27 protein-coding genes are annotated in these 25,947 nt (G+C 67.4%); 8 read left to right on the forward strand and 19 right to left on the reverse strand.

Going from position 1 to position 25,947, the window contains the following annotated elements; genetic code table 11:
* Window positions 1–58 precede the first annotated feature (58 nt).
* From AASM09_RS18330 to AASM09_RS18340, 3 genes are all read right to left on the reverse strand, one after another.
* Window positions 59–1,024, reverse strand: a complete 966-nt coding sequence (locus AASM09_RS18330) for a YiiG family protein (RefSeq protein WP_049427307.1) — start codon at window positions 1,022–1,024, stop codon at window positions 59–61.
* Window positions 1,025–1,041: 17 nt separating this feature from the next.
* The gene (locus AASM09_RS18335) at window positions 1,042–2,034 is read right to left on the reverse strand and encodes a YiiG family protein (protein WP_049427293.1); all 993 of its coding nucleotides are present in this window, start codon (window positions 2,032–2,034) and stop codon (window positions 1,042–1,044) included.
* A gap of 93 nt (window positions 2,035–2,127) precedes the next feature.
* The gene (locus tag AASM09_RS18340) at window positions 2,128–2,946 is read right to left on the reverse strand and encodes an SDR family oxidoreductase (protein WP_049427294.1); all 819 of its coding nucleotides are present in this window, start codon (window positions 2,944–2,946) and stop codon (window positions 2,128–2,130) included.
* Between the two features lie 108 nt (window positions 2,947–3,054).
* Here AASM09_RS18340 and AASM09_RS18345 point away from each other — a divergent pair, with 108 nt between their 5' ends.
* Window positions 3,055–3,738 (forward strand): hypothetical protein, encoded by a 684-nt coding sequence (locus tag AASM09_RS18345; RefSeq protein WP_049427297.1) that lies wholly within the window; start codon window positions 3,055–3,057, stop codon window positions 3,736–3,738.
* Between the two features lie 51 nt (window positions 3,739–3,789).
* Here AASM09_RS18345 and AASM09_RS18350 read toward each other — a convergent pair whose 3' ends face one another.
* Complete coding sequence (locus tag AASM09_RS18350; RefSeq protein WP_219632240.1) at window positions 3,790–4,278, reverse strand: DUF2867 domain-containing protein; 489 nt, start codon at window positions 4,276–4,278, stop codon at window positions 3,790–3,792.
* 14 nt (window positions 4,279–4,292) lie between these two features.
* On the reverse strand, window positions 4,293–4,955 hold the full coding sequence (locus AASM09_RS18355) for a serine/threonine-protein kinase (RefSeq protein ID WP_049427303.1): 663 nt from the start codon (window positions 4,953–4,955) through the stop codon (window positions 4,293–4,295).
* An 85-nt stretch (window positions 4,956–5,040) separates the two neighbouring features.
* On the opposite strand from AASM09_RS18355, the gene AASM09_RS18360 reads away from it, so the two are divergent.
* The gene (locus tag AASM09_RS18360; RefSeq protein ID WP_100443675.1) at window positions 5,041–7,038 is read left to right on the forward strand and encodes a bifunctional DedA family/phosphatase PAP2 family protein; all 1,998 of its coding nucleotides are present in this window, start codon (window positions 5,041–5,043) and stop codon (window positions 7,036–7,038) included.
* A gap of 178 nt (window positions 7,039–7,216) precedes the next feature.
* On the opposite strand, the gene AASM09_RS18365 is transcribed toward AASM09_RS18360, so the two are convergent.
* From AASM09_RS18365 to AASM09_RS18375, 3 genes are all read right to left on the reverse strand, one after another.
* Entirely contained in the window at window positions 7,217–7,795 is a 579-nt protein-coding gene (locus AASM09_RS18365) for an LON peptidase substrate-binding domain-containing protein (protein WP_049429929.1), read from the reverse strand.
* The gene (gene mpl / locus AASM09_RS18370) at window positions 7,792–9,156 is read right to left on the reverse strand and encodes a UDP-N-acetylmuramate:L-alanyl-gamma-D-glutamyl-meso-diaminopimelate ligase (RefSeq protein WP_049429930.1); all 1,365 of its coding nucleotides are present in this window, start codon (window positions 9,154–9,156) and stop codon (window positions 7,792–7,794) included. The genes AASM09_RS18365 and mpl overlap by 4 nt, the downstream gene beginning before the upstream one ends.
* Before the next feature lie 327 nt (window positions 9,157–9,483).
* On the reverse strand, window positions 9,484–10,047 hold the full coding sequence (locus AASM09_RS18375) for an adenylate kinase (protein WP_014038375.1): 564 nt from the start codon (window positions 10,045–10,047) through the stop codon (window positions 9,484–9,486).
* 136 nt (window positions 10,048–10,183) lie between these two features.
* Here AASM09_RS18375 and AASM09_RS18380 point away from each other — a divergent pair, with 136 nt between their 5' ends.
* Together AASM09_RS18380 and AASM09_RS18385 are read left to right on the forward strand one after the other, a co-directional pair.
* On the forward strand, window positions 10,184–11,440 hold the full coding sequence (locus tag AASM09_RS18380; RefSeq protein ID WP_343368557.1) for a 6-phosphofructokinase: 1,257 nt from the start codon (window positions 10,184–10,186) through the stop codon (window positions 11,438–11,440).
* Between the two features lie 114 nt (window positions 11,441–11,554).
* Window positions 11,555–11,944, forward strand: a complete 390-nt coding sequence (locus AASM09_RS18385; RefSeq protein ID WP_049429932.1) for a DUF488 domain-containing protein — start codon at window positions 11,555–11,557, stop codon at window positions 11,942–11,944.
* Window positions 11,945–12,016: 72 nt separating this feature from the next.
* On the opposite strand, the gene AASM09_RS18390 is transcribed toward AASM09_RS18385, so the two are convergent.
* On the reverse strand, window positions 12,017–12,520 hold the full coding sequence (locus AASM09_RS18390) for a hypothetical protein (RefSeq protein WP_049429933.1): 504 nt from the start codon (window positions 12,518–12,520) through the stop codon (window positions 12,017–12,019).
* Between the two features lie 308 nt (window positions 12,521–12,828).
* Here AASM09_RS18390 and AASM09_RS18395 point away from each other — a divergent pair, with 308 nt between their 5' ends.
* Window positions 12,829–14,856, forward strand: coding sequence for a sodium-translocating pyrophosphatase (locus tag AASM09_RS18395; RefSeq protein WP_049429934.1), 2,028 nt, complete (start codon window positions 12,829–12,831; stop codon window positions 14,854–14,856).
* 86 nt (window positions 14,857–14,942) lie between these two features.
* Here AASM09_RS18395 and AASM09_RS18400 read toward each other — a convergent pair whose 3' ends face one another.
* Genes AASM09_RS18400 through AASM09_RS18420 form a run of 5 tightly spaced genes read right to left on the reverse strand, consistent with a single transcriptional unit; the run spans window position 14,943 to window position 17,895 of the window.
* Window positions 14,943–15,662, reverse strand: coding sequence for an energy transducer TonB (locus AASM09_RS18400; RefSeq protein WP_049429935.1), 720 nt, complete (start codon window positions 15,660–15,662; stop codon window positions 14,943–14,945).
* Window positions 15,659–16,084 carry a TonB system transport protein ExbD gene (gene exbD, locus AASM09_RS18405; RefSeq protein WP_049429936.1) on the reverse strand — a complete coding sequence of 142 codons (426 nt, stop codon included), beginning with the start codon at window positions 16,082–16,084 and terminating at the stop codon, window positions 15,659–15,661. The genes AASM09_RS18400 and exbD overlap by 4 nt, the downstream gene beginning before the upstream one ends.
* Window positions 16,085–16,093: 9 nt before the next feature.
* Window positions 16,094–16,822 carry a tonB-system energizer ExbB gene (gene exbB / locus AASM09_RS18410; RefSeq protein ID WP_049429937.1) on the reverse strand — a complete coding sequence of 243 codons (729 nt, stop codon included), beginning with the start codon at window positions 16,820–16,822 and terminating at the stop codon, window positions 16,094–16,096.
* Complete coding sequence (locus AASM09_RS18415) at window positions 16,809–17,276, reverse strand: YbaN family protein (RefSeq protein WP_049429938.1); 468 nt, start codon at window positions 17,274–17,276, stop codon at window positions 16,809–16,811. Before AASM09_RS18415 ends, exbB begins: the two co-directional genes overlap by 14 nt.
* Before the next feature lie 31 nt (window positions 17,277–17,307).
* A complete protein-coding gene (locus tag AASM09_RS18420; RefSeq protein ID WP_049429939.1) occupies window positions 17,308–17,895 on the reverse strand; it encodes a biliverdin-producing heme oxygenase in 588 nt (195 codons plus the stop codon).
* Between the two features lie 106 nt (window positions 17,896–18,001).
* On the opposite strand from AASM09_RS18420, the gene AASM09_RS18425 reads away from it, so the two are divergent.
* Window positions 18,002–18,259, forward strand: coding sequence for a DUF2789 domain-containing protein (locus AASM09_RS18425; protein ID WP_049429940.1), 258 nt, complete (start codon window positions 18,002–18,004; stop codon window positions 18,257–18,259).
* Window positions 18,260–18,397: 138 nt separating this feature from the next.
* Here AASM09_RS18425 and AASM09_RS18430 read toward each other — a convergent pair whose 3' ends face one another.
* The 4 genes from AASM09_RS18430 to AASM09_RS18445 form a co-directional block, all read right to left on the reverse strand.
* Complete coding sequence (locus AASM09_RS18430) at window positions 18,398–21,316, reverse strand: TonB-dependent receptor (RefSeq protein WP_049429941.1); 2,919 nt, start codon at window positions 21,314–21,316, stop codon at window positions 18,398–18,400.
* Between the two features lie 210 nt (window positions 21,317–21,526).
* Window positions 21,527–22,459: a FecR family protein gene (locus AASM09_RS18435; protein WP_049429942.1), complete on the reverse strand. Its 933-nt coding sequence runs from the start codon at window positions 22,457–22,459 to the stop codon at window positions 21,527–21,529.
* A gap of 104 nt (window positions 22,460–22,563) precedes the next feature.
* Window positions 22,564–23,064: an RNA polymerase sigma factor gene (locus AASM09_RS18440; protein WP_049429943.1), complete on the reverse strand. Its 501-nt coding sequence runs from the start codon at window positions 23,062–23,064 to the stop codon at window positions 22,564–22,566.
* Window positions 23,065–23,136: 72 nt separating this feature from the next.
* Window positions 23,137–23,610 carry a hypothetical protein gene (locus AASM09_RS18445; protein WP_049429944.1) on the reverse strand — a complete coding sequence of 158 codons (474 nt, stop codon included), beginning with the start codon at window positions 23,608–23,610 and terminating at the stop codon, window positions 23,137–23,139.
* A 184-nt stretch (window positions 23,611–23,794) separates the two neighbouring features.
* Here AASM09_RS18445 and ppa point away from each other — a divergent pair, with 184 nt between their 5' ends.
* Window positions 23,795–24,331, forward strand: coding sequence for an inorganic diphosphatase (ppa, locus tag AASM09_RS18450; protein WP_005410935.1), 537 nt, complete (start codon window positions 23,795–23,797; stop codon window positions 24,329–24,331).
* Between the two features lie 151 nt (window positions 24,332–24,482).
* Window positions 24,483–25,604, forward strand: a complete 1,122-nt coding sequence (locus tag AASM09_RS18455; protein ID WP_049429945.1) for an HDOD domain-containing protein — start codon at window positions 24,483–24,485, stop codon at window positions 25,602–25,604.
* Window positions 25,605–25,660: 56 nt separating this feature from the next.
* On the opposite strand, the gene AASM09_RS18460 is transcribed toward AASM09_RS18455, so the two are convergent.
* On the reverse strand, window positions 25,661–25,867 hold the full coding sequence (locus tag AASM09_RS18460) for a hypothetical protein (protein ID WP_049429946.1): 207 nt from the start codon (window positions 25,865–25,867) through the stop codon (window positions 25,661–25,663).
* Between the last annotated feature and the right edge of the window lie 80 nt (window positions 25,868–25,947).

A 25,947-nucleotide genomic window follows, 5' to 3' on the forward strand; every position in this document is an offset into this window, starting at 1 on the left:
CATGCCGGCCAGCGGCCGGCACTACCCCTTGGCGTTTACGCATGGATGCGCGCGCTGCTCATCGCATGCGGTTGCTGGTAGTTACCAGATCGTTGTAAGCGGCAAGGATCGTTGACTGCGCCCCTTCCGGGTCGGTGGTGAGCCAACTTCCTGACGCCTTCCGTTCTGCCGCCAGCGCTTCGGCGGTGATCGGCTTGTGCTGCTCCAGGCGCTCGACGCCACGTCCCGCGGTACGCACCAGCTTGTCCGCCGAACGCTGCACGTGGCCCCACATCGGGTCATCCTTGCCGACGCCACCGTTCTGGATCTCCGTCACCAGTGCCTGGAAGTCAGCCAGCTGCGCGCGCAACGCTGCAACGTCCGGCGCGTCGCTCTGGAACGCCATGGCCAGCTGCTTGCCATCGCCCAGCAGGCGAAGATGGTAGTAGGCCAGCGAACGCCCTTCGCTTTCCTCGATCTGCTTCAGCTGCGCGACCCGGCGATCGTTCTCGTTCTTTTCCAGCGCCACATCCATCGCTTCGCTGGCCCTGAAGAAATCGGCGTAGGCCTGCATCAACGGGGCATGCTGGCTGCGCATCCCTTCACCGCCATCACGGCGATAGTCCTCGCGGGTGAAGTAGCCATCGGCACGCTCGACCAGGGTGTTCAATGCCTGGAATGCCTGCTGATAGTCACGCGCGGGGCCATCCATCGGCAGTGCCGGGGTCTTCGCCAGCGCGTCGGTCAGGGGCTGGCCGCAGTACTCGACGCGGTGCGACAGCACCTTTCCGGGCGAACGCGGCTGCGCTTCCTTGCCGGTCGGGCCGGCTTCGGGGTCCTTCATCCAGCTGGTGTAGGCCTGGAAGCCCTCGTGGAAGGGCTGTTCAACGCCGTTGTAGCACTCGATGTAGGCGTTCACCTTCTCCAGGCCGGGGTCGGCCACCGGCAGCCCTGCCGATCTGTTGCAGCCGCTCAGGCCCGCCACAGCGCCGATCAGCAGCAGCGGCGCGATACGCAGACAGGACGTCGTCATGGTCTCTCGCATGAGTACTGGCGCGCCGGTCACTGGCGGTTGCTCTGGAAAACGAGCGAGTTGTATTCCTGCATCAGCTTGCTGGCCGAACCGCGCGGCGCCATCGACGGCGAATCAAGCATGCGTCGTTCGAAATCGGTGTAAGGCTTTTTCTCGCTGACGCGCTGCAGCCGCTCCTTGCCTTCGCGCCGGAAATTCTCGGCACCACGTTCGAAGCCTTCCCAGTCCGACTTGCCCGGCTCCTGGTCGGCAACCTTGGCGTGCGCTTCATCGGAGATGCGATTGAAGGCATCCAGGCGTTCGCGGGCCTTGGCCTGATCGAAATCATCTTCGCTCATCAGATCCATGAGGGCCTTGGCCTCCAGCATCATCGCCAGGCGGTAGTACTCGCGCGTGCGGCCCTCGGCCTGCTCCAGCGCCTTGAGCTGCTCGCGCTGGGCGGCATCGTTCTGATGCTCCAGCTCGGCATTGAAGGTTTCGCTGGCAGCCACGAAATCCTTGAAGGCGGCCATCAACGGCGCGTGCAGCTGCTTGCCCTTGGCAAACTGGTCGTCTTCGTAGTCCTGGCGATCGTAGTAGTCGTGCGCGTCCTTGCTGACCGGCACCAGCGCCTTCAGCGCCTGCTGGTAATGGCCTGCAGCAGCATCGAGTTCGGCCAGCGCCGGCTTGGCAGCGATCGCCTCGGTCACCGGGGCGTCGCACTGCTTCATGTCGTAGTCGCTGATCTCGAACGGGCCGTACACGTGCGTCTCACGCCCGGTCGGGCCAGCGTCGACATCCTTGATCCAGCGCGTGTAGGACTGGATGCTGCCGTGGGTCTTCGAATCCAGCGCGTTGAAGCAACCGATGTAGGCGTTGAGCTTGGCGGTCAACTGCTGCTGTGTATCGGACGAGGCCGCGCTGGCGTCCGGCGTGCCGGAGGAATCAGCGCCGCCCGCAGCTGCGGGGGCCTTGCCACCGCAGGCGGTCAGGATCAACGACAGCGAAGCGGCCAGCGCCGCGACGGAAAGAGTGCGTGACATGTGCTCACATCCTTGTTGGAAACGATTACAGCCGCGCATTCTAGCGCAGCAGGCCGAGCGTCGCAGCCCTCGGCCTCTTCCGGTAGTGCGATATCAATCCAGGAACAGATCCGGCAGCAACGGCCGCGACGGGTCCACCGCGTAGCCCGAAAGATCGGTGACGCCGGCCTGCGCCAGCACTTCATCATCGATCAGGAACTGGCCATGGAAACCGGCCGCTTCGCGCACCAGCACCGCATGCGCCGCGTCGGCCATGATCTGTGGCGTGCGGCAACCGGCCGCATCCACGCCCGGAATCATGTTGATCGCATCGGTGGCGATCACCGTGCGCGGCCACAGCGCGTTCACCGCCACGCCCTGCGGACCGAACTCCGCAGCCAGCCCCAGGGTGACGAAGCTCATGCCCATCTTTGCCAGCGTGTAGCCGGTGTGCGGTGCCCACCACTTCGGCTCCAGGCTCGGCGGTGGTGCCAGGGTGAGGATGTGGGGATTCGGCGCCTGCAGCAGGTACGGCAGGCAGGCCTGCGCGCACAGGAAACTGCCGCGCGCATTGACCTGCTGCATCAGGTCGAAGCGCTTCATCGGCGTATCCAGCGTGCCGCGCAGCCAGATCGCGCTGGCGTTGTTGATCAGGATGTCGATGCCACCGAAGGTATCGACCGTGGCCGCGACGGCCGCCTGCACCTGCTCTTCCTCGCGGATGTCGCACTTCAGCGCCAGGCCCTGCCCGCCTGCCGCCGTCACCGCTTCGGCAGCGGTGTGGATGGTGCCCGGCAGCTTCGGATTGGGCACCGACGACTTGGCCGCGATGGCCACATTGGCACCGTCGCGCGCAGCGCGCAGTGCGATGGCCAGGCCGATGCCACGCGAGGCACCGGTGATGAAAAGCGTTTTGCCCTGCAGACTGCCCACGTTCCACACTCCAGCGTATGCAATGAGCCGCTAGTATGCCGCGCCGACGCGGAGTTCACCCGGCCTTGACGATACTCGGGCCTCCAGCCAACGCACGAGGTTCACGCCATGCGCCGTTCCCGCCTGTTGCTGCCTGCCTTGGGGCTTGCCCTGCTGACTGCCTGCCAGGGCCGTTCGCCGGAACCCGGCAAGGAGACGCCCGCCGGTGACGCGCCCAGCGCGGAGAAGGCTGCCGCCGACGGAAAGATGCGCTGGAGCGAGGCCGTGGTCTGGGATGGCGATCTGAACGCATGCCGCCAGGGCGAGAATGCGGCCACCCGGGATTGCCTGCGCGATGCAATGCGAGCGGGCGGAGCGAGCGCCGAGGCGATCACCGCCGCCGAGCAACTGTCCAGCGCCGGGGAACTGGCGTATGTCACAGCGTGGCATGAGAACGAGGGGCTGGGCATTGCCACGGTCGAGTATCCCTTCCGGGCCAACACCAACGAAGGCACCCGCCTGGTCGACGCCAGCGGCAAGCGCATCGATGTGGATGCCGTGCAACTGGACGACACGCTGCGTGCCGACGCGACCGTGCAGGAGCTGCTGAAGGCGAACCCGCAGGCCACGCCGTTCGCGCCTGCGCAGTCGGCCGGAGCGACACCGCTGGAGGGCGGCGGCATCCGCCTGCTGTACCGCACGCCGCTGCGTGACTGCCACGCCTGCCCGGACGTGGGCCAGCTGCAGATCGCCTATGACTTCGATGCCAAGCGCAACTTCATCGGCCAGCAGGTGGTGCCGGCGACGCCGTAACCCGGAAACGCCGCGTGTCGCCGGGCCATGCCCGGCGGACGCAGCGACGCGTCATCGATAGGCCTGCACCTGCTTCTGCAGCAGATGCGGCACGATCAACCGGTGCACGGGCGCGACCGGCAGCATGTAAAGGCGGCCAAACGCGTTGTGCGTATGCACCACCGTCGCCACTTCCAGCACGTCGCCCTGCCATTGCAGGGCCAGCTGTACGCGCAGGTGGCGATCATCGTCTTCCAGCACGATGGCATCGTCATCCAGCGACTGCAGGGTGAAGATGCCCAGCCGCTGGCCGGGAGCCGGATCGACAGTATCCTGCACCGCCCGCAACGACCCCAGATGCTTCATGCCCAGCAAGCGCATGCCGTGGTTGCGCAGCGCCATCAAGCCATCGAACCAGCCCGGAATGGTCGCCGCCATGTCGCGGTAGGCCTGCAGTGCGGTACGCCCGTCGCGCCGGGTAGTGGCCTGGCATGCGTGCACGAAGTCGGCGCCGGGCAGCTGTGTGCGCAGCACGCTGCCCGCGCTCGGCGGGGCGCTCATCACCTGCGATGCACTCACGGCTTCGGTCCCTGCCCTTCGTTGTCTTCCCAGTGCAGGATGCGGCGGGTGACGAAGCGATAGACCGGTTTGCCGGTGGCGAACCACAGCTCACGCACCCACGAGGTGCGCTTGAGCACGCGCTTCTCCACCGGGGTGAGCGATTCACGGCAATACATGCGCTTGTGCTTGAGCAGGTGGCGCAGGTCCTCGCGCGCCAGCAGGCGCATCCAGCGCGAGCGCGGGTGGCCGATCACTGCCAGCTGGAAGTCGATCAGCGCCGGGCGGCCGTCTTCGGTGACCAGCCAGTTGGCCTCCTTGGCCAGATCGTTGTGGGCCACGCCGTTCCGATGCAGCTGCTGCAGCAGCCGGCGCGCGGAACGAAACCAGGCCAGGTCGCCGCGCGGCGGGCGCTGGTACATGGCATCGCCGGCCATGAAGCTGCGGTCGAGGTGGCGGCCATCCCATGCAAGCAACTGCGGCACGTCGGCCATGCCGTGAATATGGCGCAACGCGCGTGCTTCACGCCGCGCCAGCCACCACGCGGGCAGCCGCAGCCACAGCGGCGTAGCGCGCAGATCGCGGCGCACGAACGGGCCGTTGGGCCCTTCAACCAGAAGGATCCGGCCGAAACTGTCGGCCTTCAAGGCACGGTGGGGAGCGTCTGGCGTATGCGGCATGACCCCATTCTAGGCGATGGCGCCGGTTGCAAACGGTCACGAAGCGGCTGGGAACCAGTCACGTTCACGCCCCTATAATCGGGCAATGGACTCTTCATGGATCGACGCCACCCTCGCGTGGATTGCCGCTCACCCCGTGCTGGCGGGCGCCGTTATCTTCCTCATTGCCTTCTGCGATGCGGTGATCATTCTCGGCGCCATCGTGCCGGCCCTGCCGCTGCTGTTCGCGGTGGGTGTGTTCATCGGCCTGGGCCAGATCTCCGGGCCGTACGCGGTGGCGGCAGCGGCGCTGGGTGCGTTCGCCGGTGATGGCATCAGCTACTGGATCGGCCGCCGCTGGGGCGATCGTCTGCGCGGCATCTGGCCGTTCAGCCGCTACCCGCAGCTGCTCGACCGCGGCGAAAACCTGTTCCGCCGCAATGCGTTCAAGAGCATCCTGGTGGCGCGCTATGTCGGCGCGATCCGCCCGTTCGTACCGGCCATCGCCGGCATGATGAAGATGCCCGCCAGCCGCTACGTGCAGGCCAGCGGCATCGCCAGCATTTCCTGGGCCGTGCTGTTCCTGGCCCCGGGCTGGATCCTCGGCGAAGCGTATGACGCGGTGGCTGCCGTGGCAGGGCGGCTGGTGGTGGTGGTAGGCCTGCTGGCGGTGATCCTTGGCCTGGTCTGGGCCATCGTGCTGTACGGCTACCGCTGGTCGGCCGCACGCATGGACAACTGGCTGGCACGCTTGCTGGACTGGTCCAACCGCCACCCGACGCTGGGCCGCTACACCGTGGGCGTGCTGGACCCGAAGCGCCGCGAATCGGTGCCGCTGGCGATGCTGGCGTTGATGCTGCTGTTGCTGGGCTGGGGCTGGTTCGCGCTGCTGACCGTGGTGGTCGCGCATGGCGAACCGCTGGCGATCGACCTGCTGGTGCACCAGGCCATGCTGGCACTGCGCAATCCGCTGGCCGACTACCCGATGGCCGCGCTGGCGTCGCTGGGGGCGTGGCAGGTACTGCTGCCGGCCACGGCTGCAGCGATGGGCTACCTGATCTGGCGCCGGCGCTGGATGGCCGCCGCACACTGGCTGGCGGCACTGGCCTTCGGCCTGGCGCTGACCATGCTGCTCGGCGCCACCGTCGATGTGGTGCGCCCGGTCGATGCCAGCAGTGGCTTCGGCTTCCCGTCGGTGTCGGTGACCATGGCCACCATCACCTTCGGCTTCTTCGCGGTGCTGATCGCACGCGAGATGCCCGGCCGCACCCGCGTCTGGCCGTACCTGATCTCGGGCATCGTGGTCAGCCTGATCGGATTCTCGCGCCTGTACCTGGGCGCGCACTGGCTGAGCGATGTGATCGGCGGCATGCTGTTCGGCACGTTCTGGCTGCTGGTGCTGGGCATCGCCTATCGCCGCCGCTTCAACCGCTCGTTCTGGGTGAAGCCGGTGGCGTGGCTGTTCTACGGCGTCTTCGCCGTGGCAGCGATGTGGTACGCGCCGCGCAACATCCCGGTGAAGCTGGAACGCTTCGAACCCACCCTGCCGGCACCGCAGGCGATGGACATGCAGGCCTGGTGGCAGCGCGACTGGGTGCAGCTGCCGGCGCGTCGCAACGAGTTCGACGACGATCAGCGCTGGCCGCTGGACGTGCAGGTGGCCGGTCCGTTGGCACCGTTGCAGGCACAGCTGGAAGCGCGTGGCTGGAAGCGGCAGGACCAGGCTGGCTGGCAGCAGGCGCTGCTGATGCTGGACAAGAACACCGGTGCCGATGAACTGCCGGTGCTGCCGGCAACCCTGGATACGCGCGTGGAAGCGCTGTTGATGGTGCGCCAGGGCGCGAAGCCGGATGAGCGCTATGTACTGCGGCTGTGGCCAGCACCGGCCCAGCTGCAGCCTGGCAACACGCCGCTTTGGCTGGGCAGCGCGCAGACCCTGCGTTACGAACGCCACTTCGAGTGGATCGGCATGTGGCACCCGCTGCGTGGCGTCGACCCGGCATTGAATGCCGTGAAGGAAGCCGTGCAGGACCTGCCGCAGCGCGAGGACGTGCACAGCGAAACCGGGTTGCCGGTGCTGCGGTTGAAGACTACAACGCCCTGACCGGTACCGGTGCGCGATCACCCACTGTAGAGCCGAGCCCATGCTCGGCTGCGCTTCCCACGATCCAACAAGCCGAGCATAGGCTCGGCGCTACAGTAGATCCACGCCATGCCTGGATGGGGATTCCACGGATACCCCAGCGTGTGCCCCAAGGTGCACATCCACCCGAGGATGGCTTCTACGGCATCCAGCCCAGCAACTGCTGCAGACGCTGGTGCGGATCATCCAGCTGCAGCAGCTGCAACCGCTGCTGCTCGCTCAGCGGCAGCAGCTCGGCCAGCCGCCAGCCGACCCAGCTGGCCTGGTCCAGCAACGCCGGATTGGCCGGCGCATAGGCCTCACCGGCCTGCTCGATGATGTGCCCCAGCACCGTGGCCAGCAGTGCATGCTGCGGCCGCAGTTCGTCATCGGGGTCTTCCTCGCACCAGCGCACATCGGCCACCACCAGCCCGTTGTCGCGCACGCGGGTGCGCTCGACATGGAAACGGCGGGTGCCGCGCAGGCGCAACTGCAGCACACCGTCGGCGCCGACATCGAAGTCTTCGATGCGCACCTGCACGCCATAGGCCGCCGGTGTTGCCGGGGCTCCCACTTCCTGGCCGTCGAGGATCAGGCAGACACCGAAGCCTTCGCCACTGCGGCCGCTGTCGCGCACCAGATCAAGGTAGCGCCGCTCGAACACGCGCAGGCCCACCGCCGCACCCGGTACCAGCGTGGTGTGCAGCGGAAACAGCGGCAGCGAACCGTCGACGCTCATCGGGCCTGCAGCGCGGCGAGGAAGCGGCGCGGTGCGCCGTCGAAGCCACCATTGGACATGAACACCACGTGGTCGCCGCGGCGCGCGCTGGTCTGCAGCTGCGCCAGCAGCGCGTCGGTATCCGGCACCGCGTGCGCTTCACCACGCACCGCGGCGATCACAGCGGCGGCATCCCAGGCCAGTTCCGGGCGGTGCAGGAACACCACGTCATCGGCCAGTGCCAGCGAAGGCGCCAGCGCCTGCGCATGTGCGCCCAGCCGCATCGAATTGCTGCGCGGCTCCATGGCAACCACGATACGCGCATCGCCGACCTTGGCACGCAGACCTTCCAGCGTGGTGGCGATCGCGGTCGGGTGATGGGCGAAATCGTCGTAGACGGTGATGCCCTCGTGGCTGCCGATCACTTCCATGCGGCGTTTGACGCTGCGGAAGCGCGCCAGCGCCGGGATCACCTCGGCCGGTGCCACGCCCACCGCATGCGCGGCGGCCAGCGCGGCCAGGCCGTTGAGCACGTTGTGCCGGCCCAGCAGCGACCACTGCACATCACCCAGCGCCTGCCCGCGGTGGTACACGCGGAACGCGCTGCCATCGGCAACCAGCAGTTCCGCATGCCATTCCAGGGTCGGGTCGAAACCGAAGCGCTCGACCGGGGTCCAGCACCCCATCGCCAGCACCTCGGCCACGTGCTGGTCCTCGCCGTTGACGATCAGGCGGCCACGCGCCGGCACCGTGCGCACCAGATGGTGGAACTGGCGCTGGATCGCCGCCACATCGGGGAAGATGTCGGCATGGTCGTATTCAAGGTTGTTGAGGATGGCCACCAGCGGCCGGTAGTGCACGAACTTGCTGCGCTTGTCGAAGAAGGCAGTGTCGTACTCATCGGCTTCGACCACGAATTCGCGGCCCTGGCCCAGGCGCGCGGAAACGCCGAAATCCTCGGCCACGCCGCCGATCAGGAAGCCCGGCGAACGCCCGGCGCTTTCCAGCAGCCAGGTGAGGATGGTGGTGGTGGTGGTCTTGCCATGGGTACCGGCCACGGCCAGGGTGTCGCGGCCCGGCAGTACCTGTTCAGAAAGCCATTGCGCGCCCGAAATGTAGCGCTGGCCGGCGTCGAGCACGGCCTCCACGGCCGCATTGCCGCGCGAGAGCGCGTTGCCGATCACCACTTCATCGGTTCCGGCCGGCACGCTGTCGGCGCGATAGCCCTGGTCCAGGGTGATGCCCAGCTGTTCCAGCTGGGTCGACATCGGCGGATAGATGGCCTGGTCGCTGCCACTGACCGTATGGCCGAGTTCCCGCGCCAGGGCGGCCACGCCGCCCATGAAGGTGCCGGCGATTGCAAGGATATGTACGCTGCTCATGACCGGGGATTGTGACCGATGACGGCTGTATAGGGCCAATGTCCGCCCCCGGGTAAGACAAGTCCTACACGGGATGTGAGAAAACTCCAATCTTCTGTCAGGGAATTCCCGATAGCGATGTTCTGTGAACCCGGACACAATTCGAACTGCCAGCCGCAGTACCCGAACCGGTCCTACTCCCCAAGAGGCCATCCCCAAGGGAGCTCATGCTGCGGGGCCCTGAGCAAGCCCTCTGCTGGCGCCTATGAAACGACACAGGCCTGATCCTCGCGGACCAGGCCTGTGTTTTTTCGCCCGAAGGGCCGGCAGCGGGCCGGCCCCGCCGGATCAGGCCTTGATCGCCGCCAGGATGCGGGCTTCGATCTCGTCCAGTTCGCCGACGCCGTCGACGCGGGCCAGGGTGCCACGGCCGGCGTAGAAGTCGACCACCGGGGCGGTCTGGTCGTTGTAAACCTGCAGGCGCTGGCGCACCGCTTCCGGATTGTCGTCGGCACGACCCTGTTCCTTGGCGCGACCGGCGATGCGGTCGACCAGCAGCTCGGTGGCCACGTCCAGCTGCACCACGGCATCCAGCGGCTGGCCGATCTTGGCCAGCAGGCCGTCCATCGCATTGGCCTGGGCCACATTGCGCGGATAGCCATCGAGGATGAAGCCCTTGGCGACATCGGCCTGGGTCAGGCGCGACTCCAGCATGCCCAGCAGGATGTCATCCGACACCAGGTTGCCGGCATCCATCACCGTCTTGGCCTGCTTGCCCAGCTCCGTGCCCGCGGCGATTTCCGCGCGCAGCATGTCACCGGTCGAAATGTGGGCGATCCCCAGCTTTTCCTTCAGGCGCGTCGCCTGTGTCCCCTTGCCCGAACCGGGCGGTCCCAACAGAACCAATCGCATTGACCTGACTCCAACGTGTTGAAAACAAAGAAGGTTCGCGTCCCGGACGGACCGGTATCGCTGCACCGCAATAGCGCCACTTTACCGCATCCGGGTAATGTCCCTGCAATGTCCTTTCCCCCGAGCAGGTAGACGCATGCGCAACGGTACTCTCCTCTACGCCCAATCCGGTGGTGTCACCGCCGTCATCAACGCCACGGCGGCGGCGGTGATCGAGCAGGCCCGGACCAAGGGCATCAAGGTGCTGGCCGCGCGCAACGGCATCCTCGGCGCGCTGCGCGAGGAACTGATCGACACCAGCAAGGAGAGCGCTGCGGCCATCCGCGCCCTCGCCCATACCCCGGGCGGCGCCTTCGGCTCGTGCCGGGTCAAGCTGAAATCGCTGGACGCCGACCGCGCCCGCTACGACCGCCTGCTGGAGGTGCTGCGTGCGCACGACGTGCGCTGGTTCCTCTACAACGGCGGCAACGACTCGGCCGATACCGCGCTGAAGGTCTCGCAGCTGGCCAAGGCCTCCGGCTACGACCTGACCTGCATCGGTGTGCCCAAGACCATCGACAACGATCTGGCAGTGACCGACACCTGCCCCGGCTTCGGCTCGGCGGCCAAGTACACCGCCGTGTCGGTGCACGAGGCGGCGCTGGACGTGGCGGCGATGGCCGAGACCTCCACCCGTGTCTTCATCTACGAGGCGATGGGCCGTCACGCCGGCTGGCTGGCTGCGGCCGCCGGCCTGGCCGGCAATGGCGAAGACGAAGCCCCGCACATCATCCTGCTGCCCGAGCGCGCCTACGACGAGACTGCGTTCCTGGCCAAGGTGAAGGCGGTGGTCGAGCGCGTCGGCTACTGCGTGGTGGTGGCATCGGAAGGCATCGCCACCGCCGACGGCCGCTTCGTCGCCGACGCTGGCGGCGGCAAGGACTCGTTCGGCCACTCGCAGCTGGGGGGCGTGGCCGCGCACCTGGCCGGCCGGGTCAAGGACCAGCTGGGCCTGAAGGTCCATTGGGCGCTGCCCGATTACCTGCAGCGCTCGGCCCGCCACCTGGCCAGCAGGACCGACTGGGAGCAGGCGCAGGCGGTCGGCAAGGCCGCGGTGCAGCTGGCGCTGAAGGGCCAGAACGGCGTGATGCCGGTGATCGTGCGCAGCAGCGACGCTCCCTACCGCTGGAAGATCGAAGCGGCGCCACTGTCGAAGATCGCCAACCGCGAGAAGAAGATGCCGGCCGGCTTCATCCGCCGCGATGGCTTCGGCATCACGGCCAAAGCGCGTGCCTACCTGTCGCCGCTGATCAAGGGTGAAGCCCCGCTGCCCTACGGTGCCGATGGCCTGCCGAAGTACGTCACGCTGAAGAACGTGGCGGTGAAGCAGAAGCTGCCGCCGTTCGAGGGCTGACCCGAAAAAGGGGACGGAGGGGATTAAGTCGTATCTGCCCTCTGCCCCCTTCAGCGCCAGCAAAACGTCGAATACGACTTAATCCCCTCCGTCCCCTTTTCGTGGAGGAACATGATGGCACTGCGTGTTGTTCGACTCGGTACGCCGCGCGCCGCTGGCGAGGGCCTGCGCATCGGCACGGTGCGCAGGCCGCCACGTGGCGTGCCGCGCAGCGAGTTCGCCCGGCAGGACTGGTATGACGTCTGGTTCCCGACACTGTCACCCAGCGCGGAACTGGTGAAGCAGGCGCATGAGGCGAAGACGGCCGCCGACTGGAATGCGTTCTTCCGCCACTACAAGGCGGAGATGAAGGCGCCGGATGCGTCCCACTCGCTGGACCTGCTGGCTGCGATGTCGCAGAACAGCGACCTCAGCGTCGGGTGCTACTGCGAGGATGAGGCGCACTGCCAGCGCAAGGCGCTGCGCGAGCTGCTGGTGGCGCGTGGGGCGACGCTGGCAGAGTGACGATTGCAGGGTTGCCGGCCAGCGGCCGGCACTACCCGCGGATGACCGCGTGGGTACACCGCCCACGCAATTTCAATTGCAGGCCTTGCCTTCCACCTGCAACTGCGCCGCAAACATCGTCACCTGCGGAATCTGGCCGGCCGCCGCCTGCTTCTTCGCCTCTTCCAGGTAGATGCGCGACTGGCCCTGCCCGTCCAGCTCGACCTTGTTGCTCGACGGCAGCCGCCACACGCGCACCACCGCCTGCTGCGCCGGGCACGCAGCGCTGGGCACACGGATCACATCATTGAGCTTCCAGCCCTTGTCGGCACTCGGCTGGGCCTTGGTGTAGTCGACGAAGCGCGCGCGCGGCTGGCATTGTTCGCTCGTACGCACCGCAGAGAAGCGATACGGTTCGGCGGCCTGGCCGGTGAATGCACCTTCCAGGCGCGCACAGGCCTCGGGGATCTGCCGCAGCGTATGCACCACGCCTACCGCCTGTGGTGCACCCACGGCGCGCTGCAGTTCCGGGGTTTCCGCCGCGAAGGCCGGCAGCGCCGGGACCAGGGCGGCGAGCATCAACAGGGAAAGGCGCATGGGGTATCTCCTTCAGGACTGTGCGCAGGCTTGCAGAGATTGGCTTAACGGGGTGCAAAGGCCGTTGGCTCGCGAATCATGCCCAGGGCCCGACGGCATGCGCCGCGGCTCCCAGGCGCCAGTCGAGCATGGCTCGACTCTACAAGTGGCGGCACGCATACTGCGGGCACCAGGGAATGCTGAACACCGCCATACGTCGGACGACCGCCAAGGTCGGTACGGGTTGGTTCCAGGCTGCAGCCCGTCGTCCCCCTCGTGGTGCCGTTCATCGCCACTGGATGCCTACATCCATTCTGCGGAGGGGTCTAATGCTGGAACGTCACGGGCTGTCATTGGCGCTGGGCTGCGCCATCCTCGCAATCCTGTTCGGAATCGTCTCGGCGCGCTGGATCCTGCGCCAACCCACTGGCAATGAACGCATGGTCGCGATCGCCACCGCGATCCAGGAAGGCGCGCGTGCCTATCTCAACCGCCAGTACCTGACCATCGGCGTGGCCGGCGTGGTGCTGTTCGTGCTGGTCGGGGTGTTCCTCAGCTGGTACACCGCGATTGGTTTCGCGGTTGGCGCAGTGCTGTCCGGTGCCGCCGGCTACATCGGCATGAACGTCTCGGTACGCGCCAACGTACGCACTGCCGAAGCTGCACGCCACGGCATCAGCGCCGCCATGGACGTCGCCTTCCGCGGCGGTGCGATCACCGGCATGCTGGTGGTCGGGCTGGGCCTGCTGGGTGTGGCCGGCTATTACGCGCTGCTGCTGCGCATGGGCCTGCCGATGGAGCAGGCGCTGCACGCGCTGGTCGGCCTGGCCTTCGGTTCGTCGCTGATCTCGATCTTCGCGCGCTTGGGCGGTGGCATCTTCACCAAGGGCGCCGACGTCGGCGCCGACCTGGTCGGCAAGGTCGAAGCCGGCATTCCCGAGGACGATCCGCGCAACCCGGCGGTGATCGCGGACAACGTCGGTGACAACGTCGGCGACTGCGCCGGCATGGCTGCCGACCTGTTCGAGACCTATGCGGTGACCGTGATCGCCACCATGCTGCTGGGCAGCCTGATGCTGGCCGAAGCTGGTGCCAATGCGGTGCTGTACCCGCTGGTGCTGGGCGGCGTATCGATCATCGCTTCGATCATTGGTGCGCTGTTCGTCAAGGTGAAGCCTGGCGGCTCGATCATGGGCGCGCTGTACAAGGGCGTGATCGTCTCCGGCGTGCTGGCCGCGATCGCGTTCTACCCGATCACCACCGGGCTGATGGCCGACAACGTGCACGGGCCGATGGCGCTGTACGGCTGCGCGCTGATCGGCCTGGTGCTGACCGGCCTGATCGTGTGGATCACCGAGTACTACACCGGCACCCAGTACAAGCCGGTGCAGCATGTGGCCCAGGCCTCGACCACCGGCCACGGCACCAACATCATCGCCGGCCTCGGCATCTCGATGAAGTCCACCGCGCTGCCGGTGGTGGCCGTGTGTGCGGCAATCTGGGGCGCGTTCGCACTGGGTGGGCTGTACGGCATCGCCATCGCCGCCACCGCGATGCTGTCGATGGCCGGCATGATCGTTGCCCTGGATGCCTATGGGCCGATCACCGACAACGCCGGCGGCATCGCCGAGATGGCCGAACTGCCCTCGGAGATCCGCGACATCACCGACCCGCTCGATGCCGTGGGCAACACCACCAAGGCGGTGACCAAGGGCTATGCGATCGGCTCGGCGGCGCTGGCCGCGCTGGTGCTGTTCGCGGACTACACGCACAACCTGCAGGCCGCACATCCCGGGCAGGAATTCCGCTTCGACCTCAGCGACCACACGGTGATCATCGGCCTGCTGATCGGCGGCCTGATTCCGTACCTGTTCGGTGCGATGGCGATGGAAGCAGTCGGTCGTGCGGCCGGCGCGGTGGTGGAAGAAGTGCGGCGCCAGTTCCGCGAGATCCCCGGCATCATGCAGGGCACCGGCAAGCCGCAGTACGACAAAGCGGTGGACATGCTGACCCGCTCGGCGATCCGCGAAATGATCGTGCCCTCGCTGCTGCCGGTGGCGGTGCCGGTGGTGGTCGGCCTGCTGCTGGGACCGCGCGCGCTGGGCGGGCTGCTGATCGGCACGATCGTGACCGGCCTGTTCGTGGCCATTTCGATGACCACCGGCGGCGGCGCCTGGGACAACGCCAAGAAGTACATCGAGGATGGCCATTTCGGCGGCAAGGGCAGCGAAGCGCACAAGGCCGCGGTGACCGGCGATACCGTCGGTGACCCGTACAAGGACACCGCGGGGCCGGCGATCAATCCGCTGATCAAGATCATCAACATCGTGGCGCTGCTGCTGGTGCCGCTGCTGTAAAGGCCTTCTGTAGGGCCGAGCCCATGCTCGGCTCAACGGCTTCGCGGGATCGGAGAACAGCCGAGCATCGGCTCGGCTCTACAAGGTCAACGCCCGCGCAGGAAGAACGACACCGGCACCATCACTTCCACCGGGTCGCCGGCCACTTCGGCCGGCGGCGCCGGTACCGGGCTGGCGCGCTGCACGGTATCCAGCGTCTCCTGGTCGAGCAGTTCGAAGCCGCTGCCGCGGCCCAGCTTCAATCCGGATACCGCACCATCGCGGGCGACGGCAAAACGCACGTACACCACGCCCTGCTGGCGCAGTCGTTCGGCCTGGCGCGGATAGCGCCGGTGCTTCTGCAGATGCCCCAGCAGGCGGCCTTCCCAGGTCGCCTCGGCACGACTGCGTTCGCCGGCCGTGGTCTGCGGCGCGGTATAGCGTGCGGCCGCATCGGCGGCGACCTGCGGCGGTGCGCTGGTCTGCGCGACATTGGCGTCGGCAGTATCCGGCGAGGGCGCCGGCTCAGGTGTGCGCGGCGGCGGCAGGTCACCCTGCGGCTGCACCGGTGCCTTCGGCTGCTCGCGTAGCGCCGGCTTCGGCGCCTGCCGCTGCTGTTGCTGCTGCAGGGACCCGGTTGCCACCTCGCGCCGCGGCACCGGGGGCGCCTGTGCCATCGGCGCCAACTCCAGCATCAACGCCGCGGGCGCCGCTACGGTAGCCACCGCCGGTGCGCACGCCGCCCACCAGCAGGCCACGCCAATCAGCAGCGCATGCACCAGCAGTACGATCGCCAGGCTGGTCGCCCAGCGCCGCAGTCCGCTCATCGCGCGCCCTGCTCCAGTCCAACCAGTGCCACCTTCAGGTAGCCCGCAGCACGCAGCGCATCCAGTGTTGCCATCAATTCACCGTAAGGCACGCGGGTATCGGCGCGCAGGAACAGGCGTTGCGCGGTGTCGCCGTGGGTGGCTACCTGCAGCGCAGCGGCCAGCCCGTCGCGTGCCACCGCCTGCTCGCCGACACGCAGCGACAGATCGGCCTGCACTGTGACGTACACCGGTGCCTGTTCCGGCGGCGTGGCACTGGCACTGCTGGCCGGCAGCTGCACCGGTACCGACACGGTGGCCAGCGGTGCCGCCACCATGAAGATGATCAACAGCACCAGCATCACATCGATGAAGGGCGTGACGTTGATCTCGTGCGCTTCTTCCGGCGTGTCGTCGCGGTCGGACGCGGTCCTGATCGCCATCGCCGCGCCTCAGTGCACCGCACGCAGCGGCGTCGCTGCGCTGCGCGAAGCGGCACGATCGAGATCGCGCGAGACCAGCTGCTGCACGGCCGCCGACAGATCGCCAAGCAGCCCCCGCAAGCCGACCAGCACGCGGCTGAAGTGGTTGTAGACCAGTACCGCCGGAATCGCGGCGACCAGGCCGAGCGCGGTGGCCAGCAGCGCCTCGGCGATGCCGGGCGCGACCACCGCCAGATTGGTGGTGTTGCTGTGGGCGATGCCGATGAAGCTGTTCATGATGCCCCACACCGTGCCGAACAGGCCCACGAACGGCGCCACCGCACCGATGCTGGCGAGCACGCCGATACCGCGCCGCTGCACGCGTGCGGTTTCCAGCTCGATGCGATCCAACCGCGACGCCACGCGTTCCTTGGTGCCGTCGCGGCTGTCCAGCTCCTGCGACAGGCGCAGTTCGGTGCGTGCGGCGTCCAGCATCGCCAGTGCGGTGCCTTGCTGCAGGCTTGCCGCTTCGCTCTGCGCCGGCAGCTGTGCAGACTGCAGCAACAGCGCGCGCGCCGCCCGCAGCTGCCGCGCTTGCCGGGCCAGTTCCCAGCCCTTGGCCAGCAGCACGGTCCACGTGGCCAGCGACGCCAACGCCAGCGCGATCATCACGGCCTTCACCACCACATCGGCGGCCAGGTACATGCCCCACGGCGTCAGTGCGGGGGCAGCCACGGGGGCCAGGTCAGCAGGCAGCATCGTCTCGGGTTCCATCTGTATCGGGGGGCACGGCACGGCGGCGGGCCGCGCGCGGATCGTTGGCGTCGTCCACTTCCACCAGCGGCGTGGGTTCAATGCGTGGTGCGGGTCGACTGAGCACATAGCCGGCACTGACCGCGAAGAACAGTCCCACGCCCAGCAACAGGCGCCACGACGGATGCGCGCCCCAGCAGAACATCGCGAAGCCGACCGCCATGCCGGCGCTGGCAAAGGCCTTGCCCTTGCGCGACACCGCGCCCTGCTCGCGCCACAGCCGAAGTGATGGGCCGTAGCGCGGATGCGACAGCAGGCGCTGCTCGAACTTCGGCGAGCTGCGCGCGAAGCAACCCACGGCCAGGATCAGGAAAATGGTGGTCGGCATCACCGGCAGCAACGCGCCAATCACCCCGAGGCCGACCATCAGCCAGCCCAGCGCGAACCAGAGCCAGCGCATCAGCGCTGCACCCGCGGGTGGCGGGCGTTCATCAGGCGAATTCCACTTCAACGTGCCCGTGCACGCTGCGGAACGCGGCATCGGCAGCGTCGATCACCTGCTGCTCCTGCTCGGCGCTCAGCGGCACCGCGTCCAGCGCGGCGGTGAACTCGCGCCAGTGACGGGCGGCGCCATCCGGATGCGCGGCCAGGTGGCGGGCACCGAAGTCACGGTCCAGCCCGAGCTTGGCCGCCATCTTGTACAGGATGGTACCGCCCAGGTTGGAGCCTTCGGCCACGTACAGCCAGCCCAGCGCGGCCGGCAACGCGAGATCCGACGGCAGCGCGGCGATGTCCGCCCCCGGCAGGGTCTGCTCCAGGTCCTGCAGGTCACGTGCCACCTGGGTCAGGCGGCGGCGCTCGCCGAGATCGGGCAGCAGTGCGTCCAGTGCAGGGTTGGCGTACAGCGCGTCGATGCTGCGGTGGAAGCGGTACTGCACGCGCAGGAAACGGGCGAAGTTGCTGCGGTCGGCGAAGATGTCGCCGGCCATGATGCGCTTGTCCAGGGCGCCGTGGCTGTCGCGGGTGGCAGCCTTGAGCCGCAGGCTGCGGCTGTCTTCAGGGGCAATGTGTGCGTTCATGGGGGATGCCAAAGGGGTCGTCGTGCTGTAGACGTTCGCCGCGGGGCTTTCCCCAAGCTCGTCTGCGCCGATAATGAGGCATCCCTTCTTCCCGCAGGAACCGACGATGATCACCACCGAACCGCGCATGACCAACCTGTTCCTGCAACTGGGCCTGGATGCCAGTGCCGAGGGCATCGCCCGCTTCATCCGCGAGCACCAGCTGGCCACCGATGTGGATGTGGTCGAGGCACCGTACTGGAACGATGCCCAGCGCCAGTTCCTGTCTGAATCGCTGCAGGCCGATGCGGCGTGGAGCACCGTGGTGGATGAGCTGAACGAGTCGCTGCACGAAGATGCAGTGAAGGCCGCGACCGGGCTGTAAGCGTTCGCCGGGCATGGCCCGGCGCTACCGATTACGCGGCACTGTAGATCCACGCCATGCGTGGATGGCCGGACCCGATGGGGTCAGAGCCCTTTCCGCAGGAAAAGGATCCGACCCCGCTGGCAGATCACCCGTGGATCAGTACTTCCAGGTCAACGCCAGGCGCGCGGTGCGGCCCGGGGCCGGCATCACGCCCAGGGCGAGCGGGTCCAGGTAGTAGCGGTCGGTCAGGTTGTCCACGCCCGCTTCCACCGACCACTGGTCATTGAAGTTCCAGCTGGCGAACAGGTCGACCAGCGTGGTCGGCCGGTACAGCTGCTGGATCGCCGAGAGGCCAACGTTCCATTCCTTGTCCAGCTTGCTGATCGGGCCGGCGTTGTGGATCACACGGGTACCGAAGGTCAGGCGCTCGTCGAACAGGCGCGAGCCCAGGGTCAGGTTGACCATGTAGCGAGGCGGGTTCTGCGTGTTTGTGTACGAACCCTCGAAGCCGCCATCCACGCAGTCCGGCGTGCCGGCCAGCTCCGCGTTCCTGCGCTGCACGCCATAGGCGCGGCGCTCGGCGGCGATGTCCGGCGCGCAGGTCTTGGCCTTGAAGTAGTAGTGCGCGGACAGATCGGCGAACACCTTGCCGCTGTCATAGCTGGACTGGAACTCCAAGCCCGACACCTTGAACTGGTCGACATTGCGGATCAGGCCCGCCGACAGCGTGCGGTAGTCGCGGGTGATCAGATCGTCGATGCGGGTATCGAAGTAGGCCAGCTTCAGCGCCAGGCGATCACCGGCAGTGAACAGGTCGTAGCGGATGGTGCTCGCGCCGATTTCCCAACTGCGCGCGCGCTCCGGCTTCAGCTCGCCCACCGGCTTGGCGGCAGTGAACAGGCCCAGCGTGGTCTCGAACAGGCTCGGCAGCTTGGTGCCCTCGGCGTACTTCACGTAGACCATGGTGTCTTCGCTGAAGCGGTAGGCGACGCTGGCGGTCGGCGAGAACGCGTTGTCGCGACGGCGGATCGGCTGCGACCAGGTCCAGCTGACCGGCACTTCCAGATCCTGCGGCTTGCCGGCGTCATAGAAGTTCCAGCCCGCGATGTCGGCCACGGTGCCCTTCTTGTACGGCGACGCCAGCAGCGAGGCCTGGGTGAAATTGCCGTTGGCGTCCGGATACCAGTTCAGCAGCGCGATGCGCTTGGCACGCCACGACGGCAGCGCCGGGTTGCCATTGAGCAGTTCGGTATAGCGGTACCGGCCCTGCACCTCGTAGGCATCCGGCGTTGCCAGGCGGTTGCGGTCGTGCACATCCACCCGGTTCCAGCGGCCACCGGCCAGCAGCTCCCAGTGTTCGTCGGGCTGCCACTTCAGCGACGCCACGGCACTGTATTCCTTGCGCTCGGCGTTGCGCAGGAAGCGGTTGTTGACCAGGTCATCGTGCATGACCGGGCCGGAGCTGCCTGGTGCAATGTCCTCATCGCTGTAGGACAGGCCGTAGTCCAGCGTGAACGCCCCGGCACGGGTGTCGAACTTCGACGTGTTGCTTGCATCCAGGTTCAGGCGCTTCTGCCGCAGCGGGTTGCGATACGCATCCTTGTAACCGGGGTCACCGCTGAAGCTCGGGGCGTCATACCACTCGGTGCGGCGGTCGAAGTACCACGGGGTGATGCCGGTCAGGCTGTTGTACATCACGCTGTCGGTATCGGTGTACGCAGCATTGACACGCAGGTCGACCAGATCGCTGTCCGGGTTGAAGCGGTAGCGCAGGTTGTAGCTGTCCATGTCGACATGGCCCGGGTCCCACTGCGGAATGCGATCGCGGTCGACGCGGATGATCTGCGAGGCCATGATCTCGCCAGCGGTGCCTTCGTAGCGACGGTAACCGGCTTCCAGCGTCTGCGCGTCATCGATGCGCCAGGTGCCTTTGAGCAGCGCCGACTTCGAGCGCGACGAGGTGTTGAACACTTCGGTACGCGGCGGATTCAGCGGCGCCAGCGTGCGACGGGTCTGCGGGAAATCATCGTAGCCGTGCTTGCCGGAGAAGTAGTTGCCGTTGTCACGGTAGGCATAGGCGGCGACCAGATCGAAGCGGTCCCAGTGGCCGGCGCCGGCCACGTTGAAGAACTGGCTGCCGGTAGCGCTGCGGTCGCTGCGCGGCGCGGCGCTGTAGGCCGGCAGGTTGTTGGCGCTGCCATTGGCCAGGCCGCCACGCACGCGCACGCCGAAGTCGCGCCCCTCGCGCAGCACGTCACCGATCTTCAGCGTCTCCATTTCGACCACGCCGCCAATGCCACCGGAGGCGTTGGCCTGCAGGCTCGGGCCCTTGGTGATGGTCAGGCTGGAGATCAGGTCCGGGTCGAGATAGGTGCGCTGCGACTGGCCGGCATAGCCACGGTAGGTGTCCATGCTGGACTGGCCACCGTCGATGATCACCGGCACGCGGCCCTGGCCCTGGATACCACGGATGTTGACGTCGAACCCATTGCCCACGCGCGGGTCACCGGCGGTGACGCCGGCCACGCCCTTGACGATGTCGCCGTTGGAGGTGCCGCGGAAACGCTCCAGCTGCGTGCGGTTGAGCGTGGTGGTGGAACCGACGCTGCGATAGCTGTCGAGCAGCCGCGCTTCGTCACTGCCTGCGCCGCCGTCGACACGGTCGCCGGCCACGCTGAGCGTATCGGTGACGATCACACCGCTGTCGGCCTGGACCGGCGTTGCCGCTTCCAGGGTCACCGCATCGGCACTGACCCGGCGCATCGCCAGCCCGCTGCCCTGCAGCAGCTGCTGCAGCGCCTCGTTGGCCGACAGGCTGCCGTTGACTGCGCGCGAGGTCACTCCCTGGGCGAGGGTGGCCGGATACACCACCTGCACGCCGGACTGGCGCATGAAGCTGCGCAGTGCTTCGTCCAGCGGCTGCGCCGGAATGTCAAAGCGCTGCACGGCAGCGTGATTGCCGGTGGCGCTCTGTGCCAGCACGGACGGTGCGGCGCTGGCCAGGCCGGCGGCCAGCAGGGCGATGCACAGGCGGGACGGGCGCGGCACGCGGCCCAGGCGGTGGGAGTCGAACATGGGGAACCTGTCAGGTAATCGGTGCCGCAGGCGCGGCGTCATCCGCAACACAGGCGGACACGGCGACGTACGTGGCGGCGGCGGGTACGTTCGCGGGGTAAGACGGGTGGCGCGGCAGGAACCCCAAGAGGGATTTGCGATCGCGGTGGGTGCCGACCGTTGACCGGCACAATGGGATCACCGCGACGATCATCCACGCATGGCGTGGATCTACTGGACGATGGCGACGCCGAATGGAAGGCGGGTAACCTGCAATCCCGCCGTTGCCGCCAACGCGTCCAGCGCCTGTTCCGGGCGATCGATGCGCAGCGCGGCACTGACCGCCGGCAGCCGCGACAGATCGCCGCGCACGAAGGTCGGGCCGGCACGGTAACGCCCCACCCACTGCACGGCGTCGGCGACGCTGGCCTGCTCCAGCAGCAGTTCGCCCTGCCGCCACGCGCCGACACTGTCGGCAGCCACGTCCTGCAGGCGCGTCACGCCACTGTGTTCGCCATAGATGGCACGCTGGCCCACCCGCAGATACGTCCAACCACCGTCAACCGGGCTGGCCACGCGCACCCTGCCCTGTCCGACCTGGGTTTCCACCTGGTCGCTGTCGCGTGCGACGGAGAACGCGGTCGAGATGTCCTCGACCACGCCATTGCCCGCACGCACGCTGAAACGCCGCTGCGCATCCGGGCTGACCTCGAACCAGGCGCGCCCGCGCAGCAGCTCGATCTGGCGTGCATCCGCATCGAACCGCACGGCGATCGCGCTGTCCGCATCCAGCACCGCCCGGCTGCCATCGGGCAGCCGCACGTCCTGCACGACATGCGTACTACGGTGATCGGCCTGCAGGCGCAACGAGGCTTCCGGCCATGCCACCAGCATCGCCAGCGCGGCCGCCGCAGCCATCGCCCATCGCAGCCGCTTTGGGGGCCGGCGTTCGACGCGCCCGGCCTGCGGCCGCGGCCCGACACTGCGCCACAACGCGCGCTCGTGTTCGAAGGCGCGACGGTGCCCAGGCTGCTGGAGCCAGTGTTCGAACTCATCCATGCGCACATCGCTGATATCGCCTGCGGCCAGCCAAGCGATCCAGCCCCGGGCCTGTTCGGCCAGGGCATCGTCATTGGCGGCGGGCAGCATGTTCGGCGGGCTCATCGGCTGGCAGACAGGCGCATTCAAGCGCGGGCGGGGGAACTAGACCGCATCCTCGGTCCAGTGATCAAGACGTTTCAGCGCGGGCCAGCCCCAAGCCGGGGTGATCATCGGCCGCTGCGCGCCCAGGCCAGGCGTTGCAACGCGGTGCGTACATGGTTCTCGACCGTGGTCACCGACACGCCCAGGCGGCGTGCGATCTCGGCCTGGGTCAGGCCCTGCAGGCGGTTGAGCCGGAAGATGGTGCGGGTCGGCTCCGGCAGGTGTCCCGCCGCGTCAAGCACCCGCTGCAGCTCGTCCTGGGCCATCGCCTGTTCCTCGGTCGAGATCACCTCGTCCGGCCCCCACAGGTAATGGTCGGCCAGCAGGCGGTTGCGCCGGGTCGATTCGCGGCCATGGTCGGTCGCCAGGTTGGCGGCCAGCCGGTAGAGATAGGCGCGCGGGTTGTCGATGGCCTGGCTGTCGTCAACCCTGCGGGCCTTGAACCACACGGCCTGGATCACGTCCTCGGCGCCATTGTCGCCCCCGAGGATGCGCTGCACCCGGCGCAGCAGCGCAGGCCGCTCGCGGATCAGCAGTTCAGTGAGGGAGGCGGCATTGGAGGACATGCGCGGAACCGGGACGACAGGCGGAAGGCGCCGCGCATGCTACTCCGTTAATGAGAATCAGTCACGTTCGCATCAGTGGATGCAGCCGGTCAGCCCGTCATAGACGCTCTCCGACGTGCCGGGCAAGGGATCGTGCAGCGGATTGCGGGCCGCCAGCGCCGCGTGGAAGTCCTCCACCGGAGTGCCGGGCACCAGCGGCAGCCGGCACAGCCAGGTCGGCTGCCGGGCCACGATCGCACCGTCATGCCGCGACACGGCCAGGTCACTGGCGGCAAATGCCCAGAGGCACTCATGCACCGTGCCGCGCACCGCGTCCACCGAACACCGCAGGCGCAGCGCACGGATGTCGCTGTACTCACCCTCGCAGAAGGTGTCTCCGCAGATCCTGTCGAAGCCATGCTGCAGACGGCCTTCCAAGGCAAAGAAGCGATCCCAGTTGGCTTCCTGCCGCGGGTAATCGATCAGGTCGACGTAGGGGAAGGCCTGGGCTGCGGGGGCCATCAGCAGCGCGCAGAACAGGCCGGAAGACAGGGCAGGAAGTCTCATGCGGCAACTCCTCGGGAAGGTGCATCCAGCCTGCGCCCCCATGCCTGCCGGCCCCATCGGTCCATCCCGGCCAGCAGCGTCGGCCCCTGCCTCGACCTGCCGTCAGCCCCCTCCCCTGCACAGCGCCCGGCAAAGGCATAAAATGGGGGGCTATCCGTCTACATCCCCCACCTGGAGCACGACCATGGGTCTGGAACTCGTCTCGCCCGGCAAGAACCCGCCGGAAGAAATCAACGTCATCATCGAGATCCCGAAGGACTCGGAGCCGGTGAAGTACGAAGTGGACAAGGAAACCGGCGCGATCTTCGTCGACCGCATCCTGTCCACCCCGATGCGCTACCCCTGCAACTACGGCTACGTGCCGAGCACCCTGTGCGGCGACGGCGACCCGGCCGACGTGCTGGTGGTGCTGCCGCTGCCGCTGGTGCCGGGCTCGGTCGTGCGCTGCCGTCCGGTCGGCGTGCTGAAGATGAGCGATGAGGCAGGCAGCGACGAGAAGATCCTGGCCGTGCCGGTGTCGAAGATCTTCAGTGGCTACGCCCACGTTGAAGACATCGCGCAGGTCTCGAGCCACTGGCTGGAGCGCATCGGCCACTTCTTCGAGCACTACAAGGACCTGGAGAAGGGCAAGTGGGTCAAGCTCGATGGCTGGGGCGGCGCCGCCGAGGCCAAGCAGATCCTGATCGAGGCGCACCAGCGCCATCTCGACAGCAAGGCCTGAGCCTGAACCGGATCGCTCCGGCATGCCGTGCCGGAGCGATGCGGGTCACGTTTCATGATGACGGCACATCACTCTTGCCGTCGTATTAGGTAAATTGCGTCACTTCACACGTCATCGACATCCATCGTCGAGACAGCCAGGGGAATGTGTCGTGCGTATTCTGCTTGTTGGGGATGCAGCCAGCCTGCCGGCTGAGCTGACCGAATTCATTGCCGATCTTGGGGAAGACTGGCAGCCGCTGACCGCCACCGATGGCCAGGCCGCGATGACCGCGGTTGCCACGCAGGGCGTGGACGCGGTGATTGTCTGCCCGCAGCTGCCGGACCTCAATGCCACCACGCTGCTCGGCCAGATCCGGACCCTGCGTCCGGAAACCATCCGCATCGCGCTGGTGGACGCCCAGCATGGCAACCGGCCGCCGCCGGCACGCCTGATCGGCGTTGCCCATCGCTTCCTGCCGTTGCCACTGGCGCCGGAAGTGCTTCTGGAAGCGCTGACCAGCCTGGAAGAGCTGCGCGAAGTGCTGGACAGCCCGCGCCTGCGCGATGCCATCGGCCGCATCGAGAAACTGCCGTCGCCGCCGCACCTGTACCTGAGCCTGACCCAGGCGCTGGAGCATGACGACGATGCCGACAGCGCAGACGTCGCCAAGCTTGTGGCTGCCGATCCGGCCATCGCCGCCAAGGTGCTGCAGCTGTCGAATTCGGCGTTCTTCAGCCAGGGCCGCACCATCGCCGACCTGCGCACCGCAGTGACCCGGCTGGGCCTGGCAACACTGCGCGACCTGGTACTGGCCAGCGAAGTGTTCTCGGCGCCGACGCTGTCGACCGCCGAACGCAACTCGCTGCAGCAGCGCGCCCTGCTCGCCTCGCGGCTGGCCGCACGCCTGCTGCCCGAATCCAGTGCCGAACTGGGCGCAACCGCGGCACTGCTGGCCGACATCGGCCTGCTGCTGCCCGGCGTACGCAACGAGCGCACCGAGCCGTCGCTGGCCGGCGATACCCGTCCGGGCCACGCCGAAGCCGGTGCCTACCTGTTGGGGCTGTGGGGCCTGCCGATGCCGATCATCGAAGCCGTGGCGTTCCACCTGCAGCCGCAGCGCGCCAACACGCGCAGCTTCTGGGTGACCGGTGCGGTGCATGTGGCGCTTGCGCTGGTCAACGGCGATCCGGTGGATGAGGACTACCTGCAGCGCGCGGGCGTGCTCAACAAACTGCCGCAGTGGCGCGAACATGCCAACAGCCTGATGGGGCTCACGCCCAGCGAAGCCTGACCACACCGGCAATGCATGCGATGAAGGCGCGCCCGCAAGGACGCGCCTTCGTTGCATCAGGGCTGCGCGCAGTGGTCGTACACGCAGCGTTCGAAGAGAAGCTGGCAGTACGCCGCATCTTCGCCGGCCTTGATGCAGTCGCTGCGCACTTCGGCGCAATAGCGTCCATTGGCACACACCAGCGGGCCGGCCGACACACTACCGGCCAGGCTCAGGACGGCAAGAACTGCAGCAGCGAACATCCGTGGCATCGCATTTTTCATTTCGCGCTCTCCTTGGTCCGGAATGGACCTCCGCGACCGTACCAGCGGTCCAATTGCGACAAGCGTGACCCCTGTCGCTG

The organism is Stenotrophomonas maltophilia, assembly GCF_039555535.1.
GTDB classification, from domain to species: domain Bacteria; phylum Pseudomonadota; class Gammaproteobacteria; order Xanthomonadales; family Xanthomonadaceae; genus Stenotrophomonas; species Stenotrophomonas maltophilia_Q.

Coding starts and splice junctions, on each gene's coding strand:
- AASM09_RS18400 (WP_049429935.1), bottom strand. CDS start 15,662: ATGAGCGGACTGCGGCGCTGGGCGACCAGCCTGGCGATCGTACTGCTG.
- AASM09_RS18345 (WP_049427297.1), top strand. CDS start 3,055: ATGCGCCGTTCCCGCCTGTTGCTGCCTGCCTTGGGGCTTGCCCTGCTG.
- AASM09_RS18385 (WP_049429932.1), top strand. CDS start 11,555: ATGGCACTGCGTGTTGTTCGACTCGGTACGCCGCGCGCCGCTGGCGAG.
- mpl (WP_049429930.1), bottom strand. CDS start 9,156: ATGAGCAGCGTACATATCCTTGCAATCGCCGGCACCTTCATGGGCGGC.
- AASM09_RS18365 (WP_049429929.1), bottom strand. CDS start 7,795: ATGAGCGTCGACGGTTCGCTGCCGCTGTTTCCGCTGCACACCACGCTG.
- AASM09_RS18390 (WP_049429933.1), bottom strand. CDS start 12,520: ATGCGCCTTTCCCTGTTGATGCTCGCCGCCCTGGTCCCGGCGCTGCCG.
- AASM09_RS18435 (WP_049429942.1), bottom strand. CDS start 22,459: ATGAGCCCGCCGAACATGCTGCCCGCCGCCAATGACGATGCCCTGGCC.
- AASM09_RS18380 (WP_343368557.1), top strand. CDS start 10,184: ATGCGCAACGGTACTCTCCTCTACGCCCAATCCGGTGGTGTCACCGCC.
- ppa (WP_005410935.1), top strand. CDS start 23,795: ATGGGTCTGGAACTCGTCTCGCCCGGCAAGAACCCGCCGGAAGAAATC.
- AASM09_RS18375 (WP_014038375.1), bottom strand. CDS start 10,047: ATGCGATTGGTTCTGTTGGGACCGCCCGGTTCGGGCAAGGGGACACAG.
- AASM09_RS18395 (WP_049429934.1), top strand. CDS start 12,829: ATGCTGGAACGTCACGGGCTGTCATTGGCGCTGGGCTGCGCCATCCTC.
- AASM09_RS18415 (WP_049429938.1), bottom strand. CDS start 17,276: ATGCGCTGGCTCTGGTTCGCGCTGGGCTGGCTGATGGTCGGCCTCGGG.
- AASM09_RS18420 (WP_049429939.1), bottom strand. CDS start 17,895: ATGAACGCACACATTGCCCCTGAAGACAGCCGCAGCCTGCGGCTCAAG.
- AASM09_RS18460 (WP_049429946.1), bottom strand. CDS start 25,867: ATGAAAAATGCGATGCCACGGATGTTCGCTGCTGCAGTTCTTGCCGTC.
- AASM09_RS18425 (WP_049429940.1), top strand. CDS start 18,002: ATGATCACCACCGAACCGCGCATGACCAACCTGTTCCTGCAACTGGGC.
- AASM09_RS18440 (WP_049429943.1), bottom strand. CDS start 23,064: ATGTCCTCCAATGCCGCCTCCCTCACTGAACTGCTGATCCGCGAGCGG.
- AASM09_RS18330 (WP_049427307.1), bottom strand. CDS start 1,024: ATGCGAGAGACCATGACGACGTCCTGTCTGCGTATCGCGCCGCTGCTG.
- AASM09_RS18355 (WP_049427303.1), bottom strand. CDS start 4,955: ATGCCGCATACGCCAGACGCTCCCCACCGTGCCTTGAAGGCCGACAGT.
- AASM09_RS18335 (WP_049427293.1), bottom strand. CDS start 2,034: ATGTCACGCACTCTTTCCGTCGCGGCGCTGGCCGCTTCGCTGTCGTTG.
- AASM09_RS18430 (WP_049429941.1), bottom strand. CDS start 21,316: ATGTTCGACTCCCACCGCCTGGGCCGCGTGCCGCGCCCGTCCCGCCTG.
- AASM09_RS18445 (WP_049429944.1), bottom strand. CDS start 23,610: ATGAGACTTCCTGCCCTGTCTTCCGGCCTGTTCTGCGCGCTGCTGATG.
- AASM09_RS18350 (WP_219632240.1), bottom strand. CDS start 4,278: ATGAGCGCCCCGCCGAGCGCGGGCAGCGTGCTGCGCACACAGCTGCCC.
- exbD (WP_049429936.1), bottom strand. CDS start 16,084: ATGGCGATCAGGACCGCGTCCGACCGCGACGACACGCCGGAAGAAGCG.
- exbB (WP_049429937.1), bottom strand. CDS start 16,822: ATGCTGCCTGCTGACCTGGCCCCCGTGGCTGCCCCCGCACTGACGCCG.
- AASM09_RS18360 (WP_100443675.1), top strand. CDS start 5,041: ATGGACTCTTCATGGATCGACGCCACCCTCGCGTGGATTGCCGCTCAC.